This is a genomic window from Paenibacillus dendritiformis (assembly GCF_945605565.1).
Lineage (GTDB): Bacteria > Bacillota > Bacilli > Paenibacillales > Paenibacillaceae > Paenibacillus_B > Paenibacillus_B dendritiformis_A.
In genome coordinates this window covers 4,991,875-5,011,357 of sequence record NZ_OX216966.1, presented here as the reverse complement: position 1 = coordinate 5,011,357, position 19,483 = coordinate 4,991,875, and the positions used below count along the sequence as shown (strand labels likewise).

The 19,483-nt window shown below is 56.3% G+C and carries 7 protein-coding genes; all 7 read left to right on the top strand.

The window, feature by feature from the left end:
* From NNL35_RS22385 to NNL35_RS22355, 7 genes are read left to right on the top strand one after another with little or no spacing between them, the layout of a single operon-like run.
* A complete protein-coding gene (locus NNL35_RS22385; protein WP_254553739.1) occupies positions 1-6,579 on the top strand; it encodes a non-ribosomal peptide synthetase in 6,579 nt (2,192 codons plus the stop codon).
* Positions 6,576-9,590 (top strand): type I polyketide synthase, encoded by a 3,015-nt coding sequence (locus NNL35_RS22380; RefSeq protein WP_254553738.1) that lies wholly within the window; start codon positions 6,576-6,578, stop codon positions 9,588-9,590. Before NNL35_RS22385 ends, NNL35_RS22380 begins: the two co-directional genes overlap by 4 nt.
* Before the next feature lie 26 nt (positions 9,591-9,616).
* Complete coding sequence (locus NNL35_RS22375; protein ID WP_254553737.1) at positions 9,617-15,379, top strand: non-ribosomal peptide synthetase; 5,763 nt, start codon at positions 9,617-9,619, stop codon at positions 15,377-15,379.
* Positions 15,380-15,393: 14 nt separating this feature from the next.
* Positions 15,394-16,203, top strand: a complete 810-nt coding sequence (locus NNL35_RS22370) for a methyltransferase domain-containing protein (protein WP_254553736.1) — start codon at positions 15,394-15,396, stop codon at positions 16,201-16,203.
* 17 nt (positions 16,204-16,220) lie between these two features.
* Positions 16,221-17,471: an MFS transporter gene (locus tag NNL35_RS22365; protein WP_254553735.1), complete on the top strand. Its 1,251-nt coding sequence runs from the start codon at positions 16,221-16,223 to the stop codon at positions 17,469-17,471.
* Positions 17,472-17,493: 22 nt separating this feature from the next.
* A complete protein-coding gene (locus NNL35_RS22360) occupies positions 17,494-18,753 on the top strand; it encodes an MFS transporter (RefSeq protein WP_254553734.1) in 1,260 nt (419 codons plus the stop codon).
* A gap of 4 nt (positions 18,754-18,757) precedes the next feature.
* Positions 18,758-19,462 (top strand): ABC transporter ATP-binding protein, encoded by a 705-nt coding sequence (locus NNL35_RS22355; RefSeq protein WP_006674830.1) that lies wholly within the window; start codon positions 18,758-18,760, stop codon positions 19,460-19,462.
* The last annotated feature ends 21 nt before the right edge of the window (positions 19,463-19,483 follow it).

The following is a 19,483-nucleotide window of genomic DNA, read 5'->3' as shown; positions in this document are numbered from 1 at the left end:
ATGAACGATTCGATTGTCACTGCAGGCTTATCCCGCCAGGACAAAGAAAGGCTGATCCGCCAGCTCCTGCAGCAGCGTCAGGAGAAGCGGGATACGATGGCATCTTACGGGCAGAAGGCGCTCTGGCTGCTGCAGCAGGCCCATCCGGACAATTGCGCCTACCATATGCAAGCGGCATGGGATCTGTTAACGCCTGTGGATGAACATAAGCTGCGCTTATCCTTTCAAAGTGTATATGATACGTACAGTTCTTTGCGCACTGTGTTTTCTATAGAAGACGGAGAGATCAAACGTCATGTAAGGCCGGACGGAGAAGTTGATTTTCGGGTGCATCGGCTCGCGTCTTGGGGATCCGAAGCGGAAGAATTGTTCCAGCGCTGCATGCGGGAGCCGTTCTCATTGCATGATGGCCCGCTGTTCCGCATTTTCCTGTTCTATGCTCCCGATCGTCCGCCACGACTATTGATATCAATGCATCACATAATTGCGGACGCATGGTCGATCGTCATGCTGCTGCGCGATTTCGCAAATCGGTACCAGCATGGCGTTCCGGTTCGGGATCGATTGCGGGAGAGCCGCAGCTACGGCGCATTCGTGGATTGGCAGCAGCGTTTTTTGCAGAGTGAGCGTGCAGAACAAGACCGGAACTACTGGGAGCGTACGCTTGCGGAGCCGCTGCCCATCTGCGCGCTGGTCGCGGACAAAGTCGGGGGCGGAGCCTCCGCGTACGATCATAGAGGGGAAAACTGTATCTTCAGGTTCAGTGAATCCTTGTCCCAAGAAGTGATCCGATTAAGCAGGAAGCTCGGTGTTACCGTGAATACGCTGCTGCTATCTTCCTTTGCTGCGCTGCTGTATCGCTATACGGAGCAAGAGGAAGTCGTCATCGGCACGTTCGTCTCCGGAAGGAACGAAGCCGGCTTCGAGGAGGTTTTCGGCTATTTGGTCAACACGGTTGCCCTGCGCCTCGAGTGCTCGGGCGAATTGCCATTTGGGAAGCTCGCGGATTCGGTCAAGCGATCAATGCTGGGGGCAATGGAGCACCAGGATTATCCGTTCCCTTTGGTGGCGGAACGGCTGCAGCCGGAGCGCGATGCCAAGATTTCACCCGTGTTTCAGGTTGCGTTTGTCATGGAACGGGCCCAAAGCGGGGATGGAACTCGCTCTCCGCTATTCATAAGCGATGATCAGGAGCTGACAGAGCTCGGGGGGATGATTTGGCGGCCGGTGCCGCTGGGAACCAAGGATACGCCGTTCGAGCTCGTCTTGATGGTGGAGGAGACGGACGCGTTCATCCATGGTTCTTTCATCTATCGCTCGAATTTGTTCAGTGCTGCCTTCATGAAGACAATGGCGCGCTTGTATACGGAGCTGGTCGAGGGGGTCGTGCGGAATCCGGAGGAGCGGATCGGCACGCTGAGGCTGAATGCGCGATCTGGCCATGGCCGGCGGTTGCAGCTCCCGTCCGAGCCGCTGCCTCACATCTGCTTGCATCATTTGCTCGAATATCAAGCGTCGCAGCGGCCGGACTCGGCGGCCGTTACGTTCATGGACGATACGTTGACCTACCTGGAGCTGGAGCATAGGGCGAATCGCATCGCTTGGTGGCTGTCCGGCAAAGGCGTACGGAAGGGCCAATTTGTAGGAGTGTGCTTGCGTCGTTCGCCGGACATGGTCGCAGCGGTATTTGCCGTCTTGAAGCTCGGCGCGGTCTTTGTGCCGATCGATCCCTCATATCCGCCGCAGCGCATCGCCTATATGGCGAACAAGGTCGAGATGAGGGTCATCATCAGCACTTCCCCGATCGGCCTGGGTTCGTTCGGAGAAGGCATCGAACTGGCGCTGCTCGATCGGGACGAGGCGGACATTGCTGGCCAGAGCGCGAGGCCGACCGGGCTGGACGTCGGAATCCGCGACCTGGCATATGTCATCTTCACGTCCGGATCCACAGGCAAGCCGAAGGCTGTCATGATCGAGCACCGCGGCATATGGAACATGGCAGAGGCGCAGCGTCAATATTTCAATCTTAGCGATAGAAGCAAGGTGCTCCAGTTCGCATCCTTCAGCTTCGATGCCTGGGTGTTTGAGGTCGTGATGGCATTTCGCAGCGGGGGAACGCTGTGCATGGCCGACAGGGATACGCTGATGCCCGGCGCGGCAATGGCACGGTGGATGAGGGAAAAGCGGATTTCTCATGCGGTGCTTCCTCCATCTGTTCTAACCTTGATTCCGGATGCGGACTTGCCGGAATTGGAGGTCGTCATATCGGCGGGCGAAGCGTGCACCCGCGATATCGTGGCACGCTGGGCTCCGGGGAGGCGTTTTTACAACGCATACGGTCCTTCGGAAGCAACCGTCTGGGTAACGGTCAAGGAATGCGGTTCAGATGAATCGATCATCGATCTCGGAGAAGCGATCCCGAATGTGGAGGTGCACGTGTTCAATGACTACATGCAGCCTCCATTGCCTGGGGGCATTGGCGAATTGTACGTCGGCGGAATCGGGCTTGCCCGCGGGTATTGTAACGATGCCGAATTGACGCAGGCCAAATTCATTGCGCCTTCGGCCGGCGATGGACACGAGCCGGGGCGCTTATATCGAACAGGCGATGTGGTAAGATGCCTGCCCGACGGAAGGCTCCAGTTCGTTGGCAGACGGGACGATCAAGTCAAGGTCAGGGGGGTAAGACTTCATCTCGGCGAAATCGAATCCCACTTGTCAGAGCGTGCTGACATTGCCAACTGTGCCGTCATTGTCGCCGGAGAGGCTCCCGATCAGGCTTCGCTCGTCGCTTTTGTCGTCATGAAGCCGCAATCAGCGTGGGAGGAGACGGCTGTAAGGAAATTTCTGCAAGAACGTATGCCGGGCCATTACATTCCGTCCCGCTTTGTGGTACTAGGCGACATGCCTTTGACGCCCAATGGCAAGGTGGATCGCAAAGCATTGTGCTCCTTGCTTGCAGAGGAGGCCGAAGAGGCTTACGGGATGCATGACGCGCCGGAAGATAACAGCTTCGGCAGTGATATGGTCGAAGAAGTGATGATACAAATATGGAAACAATTGCTTGGGAAAAATCAGGTGCGTCCAGAAGAGCAATTCTTCGAGGCTGGCGGCCACTCCTTGCTGGCAACCCGGCTCATCACGGCCATTCATGACGTGTTCGGCATCGAATTGCCGATCGGCACGGTCTTCGCCAAGCCCGCCCTGCGCGATATGGCATACGAAATCCGCCGAATGCTGCAGAAGGCGGAGGGCGGAACGGACAAGGCGGACATCGTTCCGCTGAAGCTGGCCGGGGATTACCGGGCTCCGCTAACGAGCGCCCAGCAGAGAATGTGGTTCCTCCAGAAGCTGGATGAGGATCAGACGGCTTATTTGCTGCCCGGCACGTTGTCTCTTGACGGGCCGCTGGACGTGGAGTCTCTTGAGCAAGCTCTGCAAGAGCTGATTCGCAGGCATGATTCTCTCCGGACGACCATTCATCAAGAGGGAGGTATCCCCTTCTCCTTAGTCAGGGAGGAAAAGGCGTTCCGGCTGGCAATCAAGACATGCACGGAGGAAGAGGCACAGCAATGGATAAGAGAGGAGTGCCGTCGTCCGATTCGGGTGTCGGATAGCGAGCTGTACCGGATGACGCTGCTCCGCACGGGAGAATGCCGCCACTACTTGGTGCTAGTGCTGCACCATATTATCACGGACGGCTGGTCGACAGGCATACTCCTGAACGAGCTTCGGCAGCTCTATGCGATCCGGGTCGGGCAATCCCGAGAGACTTTGCCGAATCCGCCGCTGACGTATTCCGATTATGCCCGCTGGGAGCAAGAATGGATAGGAAGCGGCTCCTATTGCAAGCAGCTTCAATATTGGGCAGGCGTGCTGGAGCAGCCGATTCCGCCCCTGCTGCTGCCGACCGACAGCCCTCGGACGCTTGCGTCGAGCTATCGGGGCAAGCAGGTCAGCTTGAAGCTTCCGCAAGCGCTCAGCGAGGAGTTGAAAGAGCTGGGGCAACGGCACAATTGCACGCTGTTCATGACGCTCGTCACTGTTTTCAATGCGCTGCTGTACCGATTGAGCGGAACCTCCGACATCGCCGTCGGCGTTCCGGTTGCGAACCGCCATCACCGTCATTTGGATCAAGTCGTCGGGTTATTCGTGAACACGCTGCTCCTCCGGCTTGATTTATCCGGCAATCCTGATTTTAACCAGCTGCTGTTGTTAGCGAGGGACGCAGCCATCAATGCTTATGCGCATCAGGACATGCCTTTCGAGAAGCTGGTGGAGATGGCAAGACCGGATCGGGATCTCAGCCGCTCCTCCATGTTCCAGGTCATGTTCAATATGCTTAACATTCCGCCGGTTACGGCTCAGTTGAGCGGACTGACTACGCAGATCATCGAGTTGGACGAGCCCGATTCCAAATGCGAGCTGACGCTGTACGCACTGGAGCAAGCCGAAGGGATTCAACTAACGATGACGTATGCCTCCAACCTGTTCCGGGAGGAAAGGGCAACCGAAATGCTGGCTCAATTCGAATGTCTGTGCCGCCAGATCGTGAATGATCCCGATTGGCCGATTGAGCGGTATTCACTCCTCACCGAACGCTCGGCCGCGGTTCTGCCCGATCCGAGCATGCCGCTAAGGCAGGCTCGCGATCCGCTTCTGCAGCCGGTTCATCTGATGTTCAGGCACAAGGCGGCGCAATGTCCAGAGGCTATTGCGGTCATCGATAGCGATGATGCCGAATACACGTATCGCGATCTGGATGAACGCAGCGACAGACTGGCCGCGAAGTTGATTCGCTTCGCCCGCCAGCGGCGAGGAGTGATAGCCATATACGGTGAGCGAAGCGCGTCTCTTATCGTCGCCATGCTCGCCGTGCTCAAGAGCGGCTCGGCATTTGCGGTGATTGATCCGGCGCAGCCGGCGATCCGCGCGACAGAGTTGCTCAAGGCGTCCAAGGCGGACGGCATCGTCTTTCTCGGCGCGGAGCGGGAGAGACCGGGCGGGTTGCTCGATGAATGGGCAAGGCATGTGTCGTTCTGCATTTACGGCATCAACGGCGATTATGCAGCTGATGAAGAAGACTCCATCCGAGCGATGCTGGCGCAGCTCGAGAAGGGATGCTCCTTGGACGATCCGGCCTATATGCTCTTTACCTCGGGCACGACGGGAGCGCCGAAGGGAATTCAATGCACGCACGAGCCGCTTGCCAACTTCATTCGCTGGCAAGTGAATGAATTCCGGCTTGATTGGCGGGATCGGTTCAGCATGTTCTCCGGCTTGGGACACGATCCATTGCTGCGGGACATATTCGTGCCGCTGTCCATCGGGGCCGCGATCTGCATTCCGGACGGAAGCCGGATGATTATTCCCGAATATGTGACGGAATGGATGGAACGCCGCCGGATAACGATTACCCATGTAACCCCTGCGATGGGCATGGTGATCGCGGGCGGAGGCAGCTCTGGGCATAAGAGGTGCGACCTCGGGGCATGGCGGTATGCCTTTTTTGGCGGTGATGTGCTGATGCCGTCCCACATTGAGAATATCCGGGCGATCGCTCCGCAGGTCCGCTGTCTGAACGGGTATGGGGCGACAGAGACGCCGCAAATTATGGGGATCTATTCCGTTCCCGCGGATCCAGGGCCGTCGATCCCGATCGGCAAAGGGAGAGAAGGCGTGCAATTGCTCGTGATGGATTCGGATCTGGGCATGAAGGGGATTGGAGAAACGGGCGAAATCTGCATTCGCTCGCCTTATCTGGCTTCCGGTTATATCGGGAACGCGGAAGCGGAACAAGGCCGCCCCGCGTTTGTCCCCAATCCTTATACAGCAGTGGAGCATGATCGAATATACAGGACGGGCGACTTAGGGAGGTACTTGCCGGACGGCAACGTTGAATTCATCGGCAGGCAGGGGGACTTTGTCAAAATTCGCGGCTATCGGGTGGAGCTGCGCGAAATTCAAGAGGCGATTCTGCGGCATTCTGCGATCGCCGATTGCTTAACGGTATGCCAAGCGGACAGGGACGACCGGATCATTGCTTATGTGGTTCCGGCCGAGAAGCCGTTCGACCCGACCGGCATGCAGCTTCATCTGAGAGACCGCCTGCCGGAATATATGCTGCCTGCGGCGTATGTGGAGCTGGATCAGATTCCGTTGACCCGCAACGGGAAGGCAGACGCGGCCAGACTGCCCGAGCCTGGGGCATTCAACTTCAGGGAGAGCCGACAGGGCACGGTACTGCCGGAGACGATGCTGCAGCGGCAAATTGCGGAGGTATGGAAGCGCCATTTGAAGGTAGAGGAAGTGGGCATTCACGATAACTTTTTCGATGCGGGCGGCCACTCTCTGCTCCTGCTTCGCGTCCAGCAAGGACTCGAAGCGGAACTGGCAAGGCCGATCCATGTTGTCGATCTGTTCAAATATCCGACCATTTCCTTGTTGGCGCACTATCTCGAAGGAAACGGAAACGGAACGGAGGCGCAACTCGGCGTTGTTGTTGACGAACAGCGCAAAAGCAAGCAGCGAGCCGCGCAACAAGCGCAAAAATTACGGCGAAAGGGGGAGCGTCAATGACGGCGAGCGAGGCAGAGAACACGATAGCCATTATCGGGATGAGCGGGAGATTCCCGGGAGCCAGCCATATGGGGCAGTATTGGGATAACTTGAAGCACGGTAGGGAAACCATCACCTTTTTCACCGATGACATGCTGCGAGAATCCGGCATTGCAGAGGAGAAGTTGCGCAGCCCGAACTATGTGAAGGCGTCCCCGCTCCTGGATGGCATCGACAAGTTCGATTATCAATTTTTCGGCATGAGCAAGCGCGAGGCTGACCTGCTCGATCCGCAGCACCGCCTGCTGCTGATGTGCGCATGGGAAGCGCTTGAGGATGCGGGCTATGTCGCGGAGTCGTACCAGGGCTTGGTCAGTCTGTTTGCCGGATGCGGATTCAACAGTTACTTGGTGAACGAAATATTGCCGCGTCGCGATGAACTTTCGGAGGAAGAGCTGCAAATGGTGATGCAGGCGAACAGCAACGATTATGTAAGCACCAGAATCTCCTACAAGATGAATTTGCGCGGAACGAGCGTCACGATTCAGACGGCGTGCTCTACATCGCTCGTTGCCGTCCATTATGCCTGCCAGAGCCTTCTCATGTATCAGTCGGATCTGGCTCTTGCAGGCGGCGCCTCCATCCGGGTTCCGCAGCAGGAAGGATATATGTACCAGGAAGGGGGGATTTTCTCCCCGGACGGGCATTGCCGGGCGTTTGACGCTAAGGCACAGGGGACGCTCTTCGGCAGCGGAGCGGGGATCGTGGCGCTTAAGCGCCTGGAGGACGCTCTGGCCGATCGCGATCATATCTATGCCCTTATTCTTGGCAGCGCCGTGAATAATGACGGTGCCGCCAAGGTGGGGTACACGGCGCCAAGCATCGAAGGCCAGCGCCGCGTCGTGGCGGAGGCGCTCATGATGGCGGGGGCAGAACCGCAGACGATCGACTATATCGAAGCACATGGGACAGGCACGGCGCTGGGCGATCCGATCGAGATAGCCGCGCTTCAAGAGGCATTCGGCGAGACTGGCGAAGTCAGCGCCAGGCAGCGCTGCGCGATCGGCTCCGTGAAGACGAATATCGGCCACTTGAACGCTGCCGCGGGCATTGCGGGGTTGATCAAGACGACATTGATGCTGCATCACCGGCAAATTCCGCCGAGCCTGCATTATGAGGATTCCAACCCGGCCATTGACTTCACGGCCAGTCATTTCTATGTCAATACGGCCTTGCGGGATTGGCCGGCCTCGGATCATCCCCGTCGCGCAGGGGTAAGCTCGTTCGGGATTGGCGGAACGAACGCGCATCTCATCTTGCAGGAGGCTCCAATACCTGCGGAATGCGCCGCGGGATGCCGGAAGGAGGAGAGAGAGCAGGCGCTGCTTCTGTCTGCGCGAACGGCCAGCGCTCTCGGTTCGATGGAGGATGCTCTGCATAGGTATTTCCAGCATCACCCGGACGCTTCCATGGACAAGGTCGCATATACGCTTCAAGTCGGCAGGAAAGCATTCCCTTATCGTTATGCGGCAATATCCGGCAGGGACGGCAGTCTGCAAGTCATTGGCAGGGGCATTGCGAGCAAGGACAAGGCCAGCATCATTTTTATGTTTCCCGGACAAGGAAGCCAGTACTTGAACATGGCGGCCGGATTGTATGAACAGATCCCTTTGTTCCGCAGTTGGGCGGACAAGTGCATTGCCGTCCTGAACGGGAGCATGCGCACCGAGATATCGCAGGCGATGTTCCGTACGAACGGAGCCGGAGAACCGCAAACGTTGGAGCAGACCGCTATAGCGCAGCCGCTGCTGTTCATTGTCGAATATGCGCTTGCCCGCTGCTTGATGGATTGGGGACTGAGGCCCAGTGCCATGATCGGACACAGCCTCGGCGAATATGTCGCCGCCTGCCTCGCGGGCGTCATCCGGCTTGAAGAGGCGCTTGCGATCATCGTTCTAAGGGGGGCGGTCATGCAGCAGAGCCCAGCCGGCGCCATGATGGCCGTATCTTCATCCTATGAGCAGATCCGGTGCTTAGCGGACGAAGCCGTGTACTTGTCGGCCGTCAACGGCCCCGATTCATGCACGGTTGCGGGCGAGAGCGAAGCCATCGCTGGCTTGGCGGCGCGATTGGAGTCCGACGGTATCGGCCACAAGCTTCTGCCCGTATCGCATGCGTTCCACAGCCCGTTCATGGAGCCGGCCGCGGAGCAATTCGAACGCTTGCTTCGCCAGTACGAGCTGTTAGCCCCTTCCATCCCTTTCATCTCCAATGTAAGCGGTGATTACATAACGGAGGCCCAGGCCAGGAGTACCGCGTACTGGAGCGCCCATATGAGGGAGCCTGTCAACTTCGGAGGAGGGGTGTCCACACTTATGCGGAGCTTCGGAGATGATGCCATCTGGCTGGAGGTGGGACCAGGGAGAGGCTTGGCCCAATTGGTGCGGCAGCGTGACGATGAATCGCGCAAGGTTCATGCGATCAACTTGATGCGGCATAGCAAGGAGGAGGAATCCGACGTTGCCGCGTTATGGAAAGGCTTGGCGCAATGCTGGCTGTCCGGAGCAGATATCCATTGGAAGCATACTCATGATGGACAGCCCGGACGCGTGCCGCTGCCTGCGTATCCGTTCGAGGGGACGAAATGCTGGTTCGGCGACAGGCAGGAAGGCCAAGCAAGCGCGGGCCATGCAGAATCCGCTGCGCCAGTAGGCGCGGGCCATGAGCGATTGGAGGACGAAAGGGCGCACCTGTCAACGATGTACGTCCCTCCTGCGGACGGGTTGCAGGAAAATCTGGTGGAGATATGGGAGCAGGTGCTTGGCGTACGCCCGATCGGCATCAAGGATAATTTCTTTGAACTGGGAGGCCATTCCTTGATGGCGACCCAGCTCATATCGCGCGTGCGGAATCTGCTGCCGGACATAGACATCAAGTTGGAGCGCATTTTCAAGTATCCGACGATTGAGGAGATTGCCGAGCAATTGGAACTGCAGATGATTGAGCATTTGGTAGGCAATGATCAGCGATAAAAATTCCGGTGGAACGGTGGGTGCTTATGACGAACAAAAATGAATTGGAAACGCGACGTTCACTTTTGTCGGACAAGCAGCGCGAGCTGCTTGAGCAGTGGAAGCTGGGACGAGGCAGGAAGCAACCGCGGATTGTTCCCAGACCGGAAGAAGATGGCCTGGTGCTGTCTCCGGCTCAGAAAAGGCTATGGTTCATGGATCAAATGCTGGTGGATAAGTCTGCTTACAACATGTATTTTGCCGTGAGGTTAAGCGGAGAGCTGGACATAGAGGCAGCCCGCCGGGCGCTGCAGCATATTATCGGCCGCCATGAGTCGCTGCGCATCAATTTCATCAATTCCGGCGGTCGGCCGCAACTGCAGCAGATGGAGCATTTCACGCTGGAATTGCCCATCGAAGATGTTAGCGGACTGCATGAGACAGAAGCTGAAGCTGAAGCGAACGCGGTGATCCAGCGCGTCATTTCTTCGCCTTTCGATCTGGAGAGAGGGCTTCTGATGCGTGCGCAGGTCATCCGGTTGAAGGAGCGGGAGCATATGCTCGCGATATGCCTGCACCATATTATTTCCGACGGCTGGTCCATGGGCGTGCTGGCAAAGGAATGGGTGGCGTGTTACCGATCTTATTCAGAAGGCAAGACGCCCGCCCTTGCTCCCTTGCCGATTCAGTATCGCGATTTCGCGCATTGGCAGACGGAGCAGCTAAATTCGGGGGCATGGGAGAAGCATTTGCGTTATTGGAAGGACAGATTGGAGCATTGCCCGAGCATTGCGCTCGCACCGGACAAAAAAGTGACGGATTGGGCCGGAAACCGGGGCGGAGAGGTGCCCTTCGAACTCCCGGACGATCTGGCTCACGCACTCAAATCATTCTGCGCCGAAGCAGACGCGACAATGTTCATGACGCTGCTCGCCCTGTTCGGGGGCTTGCTCTACCGCTATACTCATGAGCGCACGCTCGTGGTTGGGACGCCTGTTGCCAATCGCAACTATACAGAAATCGAAGGTCTCATCGGTTACTTCGTCAATTTATTGCCGCTTCGCGTGGACATAAGCGCGGACGTGACATTCCGCGAACTGCTGCGACAAGTGGCAGCAACGGCGGCCGAAGCATACGATCATCAGGATTTCCCTTTCGACCGCATCGTTGAGGAACTGCAGCCGGATCGCCAAGGATGGGCCATCCCGCTAGTTCGAAATCTGTTCGTCTATCAAAATACGCCAGCCGTCGATATCCAGCTTCCGAAAGCGCGAGCGGAGAGCATCAGACTGTTTAACGGCACGTCGAAGTCGGATGTGCTGCTGTCGATGGCGGAATTGCAAGGAAAAATCACCGGGCGGCTTGAATATAACGCCAATCTGTTCGTTCCGCAGTCGATGCAGAACTTCGTCAATCACTTTATTCAGTTCATTCGATCGGCGCTGTCTGCGCCTGATCGGCCTATTGACCGGCTAGACTTGATGGAGGAGGGCGAGCGGGAGAGCATGCTGCAGCGCTCCGCCGCAATAGAGGCAACTGCGGCGGCATCGGAAGGCATTCATCGGCAATTCGAGCGTAATGCGGCCCTATATCCGAACAATGTCGCGTTGAAGTGGAATGAAGCGGATTGGACCTATCGGGAGCTCAACGCTTATGCGAACCGACTTGCCCGCCATCTGCTGCAGTCGGGGGCTGAGCCCGGGCAATTCATCGGCTTGTGCATGAACCGCTCCCCTTATCTGATTGCCGGAATCTTGGCCATCTTAAAAGCCGGCTGTGCATATGTACCTCTCGATCCGGCGTATCCCGAAGAACGCATCCGCTGGATGCTGAGCGACTCGGGATGCGCGCTGCTGCTGGTGGATGAAGAGACCCGGGACTTGATGGCAGTCAGTTCTTGCACGCGTATTAATGCAGCGGCGCTGCCGGAGGATCCGGCAAGCGATTCTGCGAGCGATCTGTCTGTATTCGTCAATGAATCCGATTTGGCCTACATGATCTACACGTCAGGATCCACAGGGAAGCCTAAGGGAGTGCTTATCGAGCATGGCAGCGTGAACCGGTTGTTCGCAGCGACGCGGCGATTGTTCGGCTTCCATGCGCAAGATGTATGGACGCTGTATCACTCATGCGCCTTCGATTTTTCTGTCTGGGAAATATGGGGGGCACTGCTGCATGGAGGAAGCCTCGTGATTGTGCCTGCCGGCGTGACGCGTTCCTTCGAGGACTTCTATCGGCTTCTCGTGCGCGAGCGGGTAACGGTACTGAATCAGACGCCGTCTGCCTTCAAGCAATTGATCCATGTCGAGCAGCATGCCGGATTCGAGGAGGCTGGGGAACTGTCGCTGCGCTACATTATTTTCGGCGGGGAAGCGCTGGAGCTGCAGTCGCTGCGACCTTGGTTCAGGCTGCATGGCGATCGTCGGCCTCAATTAATCAATATGTACGGCATTACCGAAATTACGGTGCACGCGACGTTCCGCCCGATTACGCTGAAGGATCTGGATGCCGGGGCGGGCAGTGTCATCGGCGTGCCGCTGCCGGATCTGGAAGCGTACATACTCGACGAGCATGGCCAGCCGGTTCCCTTGGGGGTTCCGGGGGAGCTGTATATTGGCGGGAGAGGCGTAGCCCGCGGATACTGGAAGCGCGAAGAGCTGACCAGGGAGCGGTTCATCGCGAATCCGTTCGCTTCCGTATCGGCGAATGGACCCAGGGCTCGCCTGTACCGATCTGGGGACTTGGCCAGATGGACGGCGGCGGGAGAGATCGAATATTTGGGCCGCCGTGACGAGCAGGTGAAGGTTCGCGGCTATCGCATTGAGCTTGGCGAGATCGAGAGCGCAGTGAGCGATCACGAGCTGGTGTCCCAAAGCGTGGTCGTTGCCGAACGGAATGAGCACGGAGATGCCAAATTAACTTGTTATTTGATCCCGCACAAAAATGAACTGCATGCGCACGGCACGCTTCGGCAGTTCAAAGGCGAACTGGTCGATCGATGGGAAACGGTATTCGACAGCTATTATGCCAAAGGCAATGAACATGACGACAAGACGTTCCATATCGTCGGATGGAATGATACCTATACGGGGCTGCCCATACCGGCGGTCGAGATGGAGGAATGGACCAGCGAAACGGTCGAACGGATTCTGAAGTACAGGCCAAAACGGGTGCTGGAAATCGGATGCGGTACCGGCTTGCTGCTATTCCGGATCGCCCCGTCGTGCCAGTCCTATATCGGAACCGATTTATCCGAGAACGCGATCGAATATGTCAGTTCGCATCTGCACCTGCTGGGAGATAATCGCCATAAGGTTTCGCTGTTCAAATGCAATGCCCACGAGCTTCCCGACGTGGAGCAGGTCGACATGGTCATATTGAACTCGGTGGTGCAGTATTTCCCGGATGTCTCGTATCTGAATGAGGTTCTGCAGCATGTTGCCGGCAAATTGAAGCCGGGAGGATGCATTTTTCTCGGCGACATTTGCGGCCTTATGTTCAGAGAAGCGTTCCATTGCTCCGTCGTGCTGAATGGCGTGGACGAGCGGCTTTCACTGCCGGAGTTCAACCGGCTCGTGCTTCGCAAAATGAAGCAGCACAGCGAACTGATGCTGGACACCGGCTATTTCGCGAAATTACAGCGGGAATTGACCTCTATCCGAACGGTTGAAGTGCTCTATAAAAAGGGCATCTATCGCAATGAGATGAACAAATTCCGATACGATGCGGTGCTGCATGTCGGCGATAAACCGGTATGGGAGACCGATGCTCTCTATGAATGGAGTCCCGATATCAAGCGGCAGCTGCGTGAAGGCAAGTTGTGCGCCGCGCATTCGTCCGCCTGCTTCCTCGTGACGGGAATCCCGAATGGACGCCTTGCGGAGGAGTGGGAATTCATGCGCTGGCGGCGCCAGGCCGATCCGGCGGACACGATCGCGGATTACCGCAGGCATCTCATGCAGGAGTCGCCCTCATGGCAATGGACAGATCCGGCGGACATTCTGCAATGGGGCGGGCAGAGCCATCGTGTGGAACTTCTGTTGTCCGATGATGAGAAAGGCTTGGACGCGATCTTCATGCCTTACGGGGAGGAGAAGCTGACGCCTTGCAGATACACGGGTGCACACAAGGCTTCATTGGAGCTGGCAAGCATTCCGATGCAGCAGGAGGTGGAAGGAAGGCTGGCCGCCAGCATTCGAGAAGAGCTGAAGCAAAGGCTGCCGGACTTTATGATTCCGTCCCAATTCGTGGTTCTGGAGCAATTCCCGCTTACGGCCAACGGCAAGATCGAGCGCGCAAAATTGCGCGAGCTGAAGCCCGGCAGGCACTTGGCGGATAAGGAGACGGCGTCAGACGGTGCGCAGCACTTCACGGATACGGAGCTGGCGCTGCGCGAGATGTGGCTAGGCTTGCTTGATGTGGAGCATGTCGGATTAGAGGATAGCTTTTTCGATATGGGCGGCCACTCGCTCCTAATCAGTCGGATGATGTTCCAGATTCGGAAGCAGTTCCAGGTGCAGATTCCGCTAGTACAGTTGATGCAAGAGCCGACGATCAAGAGCATTGCCTCGCAAATCGACAGGGTGTTGGCGCAGGAAGAAACTGGGGACGGACTGGACTTGGCAAGCAGGATCGTGCTCGATCCGGCCATTCAGGCTGCGGACATCCCGCAGGCGGTGAGCATGGCACAGGATGAAGCCGTGCTTCTGACGGGAAGCACGGGATTCTTCGGGGCGTTCCTGCTGCATGAGTTATTGCAGCCCGATTCCGCTCGGCACGTCTATTGTCTGGTACGGGCTGCGGACCGGGAGACAGGCATGCGCAGGATCGCCGAGGGGATGAGAAAGTATGGGCTATGGAAGGACGAGTACGAGACGCGGGTTACGGCGGTAACCGGAGATTTGGGTGCAGCGCGTCTAGGGCTGGACGAGAAGGCATACGAATTCTTGACCAAGCAGATCACGTCCATTTTTCACAACGGAGCCATCGTGAATTTTGCCCAACCTTATTTGGCTTTGGAGGCAGTCAATGTCAAGGGGTGCGAGGAGATATTGCGGTTTGCCGCGGCCGGAGCCGTGAAGCCGATCCATTATATCTCCACTTTATATGTATTCTCTGAAAAAGATGCCAAAATCAAGAAAATCATTCTAGAGGATGATGTGCCTGTTTGTAGCGATGTTTTAAAATTGGGGTACACGCAAAGCAAATGGGTGGCGGAAGGAGTAATGCGGGAAGGCAGAACACGCGGAATCCCCGTCAGCATGTACCGTCTTGGCCGGATTTCGGGCGACAGCCGAACCGGGGCGTGCCAAGACAGTGACTTCTTCTGGAAAATCATCCGCTTCTGTCTCCAGCTTGGCGCATTCCCGGATATAGATTTCCGTTTCAACTTGATTCCGGCCGACTTTGCCGCAGACGTCATCGTTCGGCTAGCCTCCTCTAAATTCTCGAATCAGACATTTCACGTGATGAATGATCACGATTGCTCGTTCAAGGATATCACCCGCATACTCGCGAAGCGAGGATATTCATTTGTGGAACTGCCTTGGATGGATTGGAAGGCGAGAGTGTCGCAGAGCCTGGAAGCAGGCAATGATGCAGGCAATGCGGGTGGGCTCGACATCTCGATCGTGCCGTTCATTGAAGAAATGTCCATCAGTGAAGGCGAGACACCCGTCTTTAACGCGGACAAAGTGTTCTCCTTCCTGAAAGACCATAAGATAGAATGCCCGCAAATGGATGCAGACAGATTGGCCATGTATATCGATTATTTTGCTGCCAGCGGTTATTTCGAACCAATTTCCGTGTAAAGAGGAGGATGAACATGAACAAGCTGATGATGGATGAAGGAAAGCTGAAGCGGTTGTTAGAACGGATGAAGGGGCAAATGAACATCAGTTGGTCCAAGGAAGAACAGGTTCTCGGACAGTTCGGCGTCAAGGACGGCGATTCCATTCTGGAGGTTGGCAGCGGTCCCGGATTCGTAACGGAGCAGCTCTCGCGAATGTTCCCTTCGAGCCGCATTACTTCCATTGAAATCGAAGATTATTACGTCCAATATGCACGGCAGCGCATTGCGCCCGGAGATGATGGACGGGTAAGCGTCGTGCATGGAGACATTCTGGAACATGGCCTTCCGCTCGGTCAATTCGATGTCGCCATCGCCAGACTTGTGTTTCAGCATGTGCCGGATCCGGCACAAGCCGCAAGGAACATATTCGATCTCCTGAAACCGGGAGGAAAGCTGATTATTTTGGATGTTGATGACGCCATCTGGGGCATTGTCGATCCGGTTATTCCGGAGCTGCTGCATGTGTTGAATCAGCATGCCAAGGAGCAGGCTTCGCAAGGAGGAAACCGGTTCATTGGCCGCCAGCTCTGGCATATGCTGCAGCAGGCCGGCTATGCCGATTTGCAGCTGAAGCTGCTCGCTTCACATAGCGACGAGCTCGGCATCGAAGCCTTCCTGCCGCAAGTAGATGCCGAGGAGATGCGAACGATGGTGGACAGCGGATTTGCAACGGAAGAAGAAGTGGCGGCAGTGCAGAAAGGCGTCTCTTCCTTTCTCGCCAGTGAGCACCCATACGCCATGCTCATCATGATGGCCGTCTGCGGTGTCAGACCTAACTCATAGAAGGGGAGCGTGTCTTTATGGGAACAAATGATACGCCGTCTGCCGTTACCCGCATCCTGTTCTGGTCGGCTGTTGTCTTTAACGTGGCCGTGTGGATCGATCTGGTGTCGATGCTGAATTACTGGGGCTTTTACCATGCCGCCACGCCCATACAGCTCGGGATTCTTATCATGAGCTTTTCGGGTTCCATGGCCCTGGCGACAGCAATGGGAAGCGGACGGATTCAGAAGCGGAATGTACTGTTTATGATGGGAGCTGCTTGGGGGAGCGGGATGATCATGGTCCTTCATTTGTACGTGGCGTCTTTTGCCGCGGCAATCGCGCTGATTCTCATCAAAGGCTTGCTCATCGGATGCTTTGTTAACGGACAGGAGGTATTGCTGCGGAGGATGACCTCTCCGCAGCTATATGCGGCGCTTGACAATCGGTTCGAATGGCTGGTGGCGATCGTCAAGTGCGCCGGGCCGCTGGCTGCCGGATTGAGCGTTATGGTATGGCAACCGCAGGTGACCGTGTGGATAGCCGCCGTTACTTATGCCGTTATTGCCATTCCCGCAGCCTTTCTGTCCAGACATGCGCGAGCGGGGGAAGCGAGCAGGGAGGAGCCAGTCCAGGACAACGGGAACGTGCAGCATCCAGGAGAGGCGCCGGACGCATCCGTTCGGGCATACCTGATGTCAGGGCTCATTATCCTTGCGGCGATGTCCTTCTTCGTCACGATCGGCGATTCACAATTGGTCGTGTTGTTCCGCGACATTTACCAGTGGGACAATGCCGCGATCGTGGCTTATGTGATGGCTGCCGCAGGTCTCGGGACGCTGTTGGTTCGGATGCGGGTGGAATCATCCGGAGGCCAGCCCTCCTTCAAGGCGATAAGCCTGTCCTCGACAGGGTTGGCGCTCGTATTTCTTGCCGTTACGTGGGCCATGAGCCGGCACTTGGACGTGGCCTGGTTATTGGGACTGTTTTTTGCCGGCGGCGTATGCTGGCAAATCGGCTTCTCCCTTTATCTGAAAAAGCTCGGTCAACTGGCTGCCGCTCGCGCAAAAATGGCGGAATTCGGCACGGTCATGGCGCTTACGTATATTTTGGGGCCCCTCTTCGGAGGAATGGGCGTGGCTTGGCTCGGAATCGGCGCGACGTTCTTGTGGGCGGGAGTGTGCATACTTGTCTTCGGCCTTGCGGCCAGTGTAGGGTATGCCGCGATTCTGGCAAAGCAGCGCAAATCGGCTCAGCGCTCATCCCATCCATTGAAGGAAGCGAAATGAGAAAAGGGAGGAAGCGGTCTGCATGGGAGCAGCGAAACAGAGTTTGTTCAGCAATAAAAATGTAGTGTATTTATTATCCGCACAGCTTTTTTCCGCTTTGGGAGACGGGATATCCCTGCTCGCTATACTGGCCTTGTTCGGCTTTCAAATGGAAGCCTCCCCGATGGAAATGGCATATGTCACGTTGTCATTAGGGCTTCCATTTGTTCTCTTCGGTCCCCTCACGGGCGTGTTGGCAGATAAATTCGACCGCAAGAAAATCATGATATTCTCGGATATTGCTCGCTGCGTCATCATGCTCGCGATTGCCTTCACGGATCAAATCTGGCTGCTGTACAGCTTGTTCTTCCTCAAAGGAACCTTCGAATCGATGTTTACTCCGGCCAAGAACGGAAAGGTGAAGGAATATGTCCCGAACGAGCAGATGGATCAGGTGGTCGGCATCACGACGATTATCGACTATGGATCCAAAATTGTCGGGCCTGCGGTCGGAGGAGTGCTGGTGGCGGTGACGGGCGTGAAGCTTGCCTTTTATATTGACGCCGCGTCTTTCCTCATTTCGGCCTTGCTGCTGCTGGGATTATCAAAGCGGTCGATCCCGGAGGATCAGGCACAGGACGGGAAGGGCGAGGAATCGTTCGTCTCCTTGTTCAAAAACGGATTAACGTTCATACGGAACACGCCGGCCCTGTTATATAGCTCCATTGCATTCAGCGTCGCCATGCTTGTGCTGACCTTGACGGATACCCAACTCGTGGTGCTGATGCGCGAAATGTCCGCCGTTCCGCCGTCCTTGTTCGGCATCGTCATGGGAGCGATCGGCCTCGGAACGCTGGCGGTTGCCGCTTACTTGTCCAAAGCGAAAATTAACGGCGCAATCGCCTATATGTCCCTGGGGTGCTTCGGGGCAGGCGTCGCTTTCGTGTTGATTACCTTGTTTACGCAATGGGAATTGTCAGGGAAGTGGATATGGTATCCTGCGTTAGGACTGTTTGGCGGTTGTTTTGCGGCACTCGTATTCGTTCCTTTCCAGTCGATGGCTCAGAAGCTTACGCCGGAATCTTATACGAGCCGCGTGTTCGGAGTTATCGGCAGCCTCAGCACATTTGCCACGATCGTCGGCCCTTTGATGGGCGGGGTGTTGATCGACTTATACGGCGTGTTCCCCATTTTCTTCGTCGTTAGCGGCCTGCTCGTATTGACGAGCGCGGCTCTTGTGGCGCTGTACCTGACAGACAGCAAGACGAAGCACGCGGCGGTCGACGGTTACGAAGGAGGATGATCACATGGACTTAATAACAGTCAACAATGTAAGCAAGACATATGGCGAAAAGGAAAGCCGGGTTCGCGCGCTCGACGGGATTACCGTCCGCATTACAAAAGGCGATTTTGTCGCTTTGCTTGGTCCGAGCGGCTCCGGCAAGTCTACTTTGCTCAACGTGATGTCCGGTTTGGAGCAGGCGGATGCGGGAGAAATTTATTTTGCCGACCAACTTATTTCCCGGTACGGGGATAAGCAATTGGTCGAATTTCGACGGAAGCATACAGGGTATATTTTTCAACAGTATCATTTGATTCCGAACTTGACGGTTCAAGAAAATATTGAGATCGGGCAATATCTGAACGCGGATAGTCTCAACTTGGATGAACTCACGAAGGAATTGAATATCCATCATCTGAAAAGCCGGTTCCCGTATGAACTATCCGGGGGCCAGCAGCAGCGGGTAGCGATTGCCAGGGCATTGATCAAAAAGCCCGAGGTGCTGTTCTGCGACGAAGCGACGGGCGCTCTGGATGAAGCGAACGGAAAGCAGGTGCTGAACTGCTTGCAAAATATGCAGCAAAAATACGGCATTACGATTGTATTCGTCACGCATCATCTCGGAATCGCGAAAATGGCCCGGCACATTATCAGGCTGAATAGCGGCCGACTGATTGCCCAAGAAGTGAACGACCATCCGCTTGTGGCCGAGGAAATCAGTTGGGGATAACATGATTGCAGGGGATGTGTA

Coding starts and splice junctions, on each gene's coding strand:
- NNL35_RS22385 (WP_254553739.1), top strand. CDS start 1: ATGAACGATTCGATTGTCACTGCAGGCTTATCCCGCCAGGACAAAGAA.
- NNL35_RS22380 (WP_254553738.1), top strand. CDS start 6,576: ATGACGGCGAGCGAGGCAGAGAACACGATAGCCATTATCGGGATGAGC.
- NNL35_RS22375 (WP_254553737.1), top strand. CDS start 9,617: ATGACGAACAAAAATGAATTGGAAACGCGACGTTCACTTTTGTCGGAC.
- NNL35_RS22370 (WP_254553736.1), top strand. CDS start 15,394: ATGAACAAGCTGATGATGGATGAAGGAAAGCTGAAGCGGTTGTTAGAA.
- NNL35_RS22365 (WP_254553735.1), top strand. CDS start 16,221: ATGGGAACAAATGATACGCCGTCTGCCGTTACCCGCATCCTGTTCTGG.
- NNL35_RS22360 (WP_254553734.1), top strand. CDS start 17,494: ATGGGAGCAGCGAAACAGAGTTTGTTCAGCAATAAAAATGTAGTGTAT.
- NNL35_RS22355 (WP_006674830.1), top strand. CDS start 18,758: ATGGACTTAATAACAGTCAACAATGTAAGCAAGACATATGGCGAAAAG.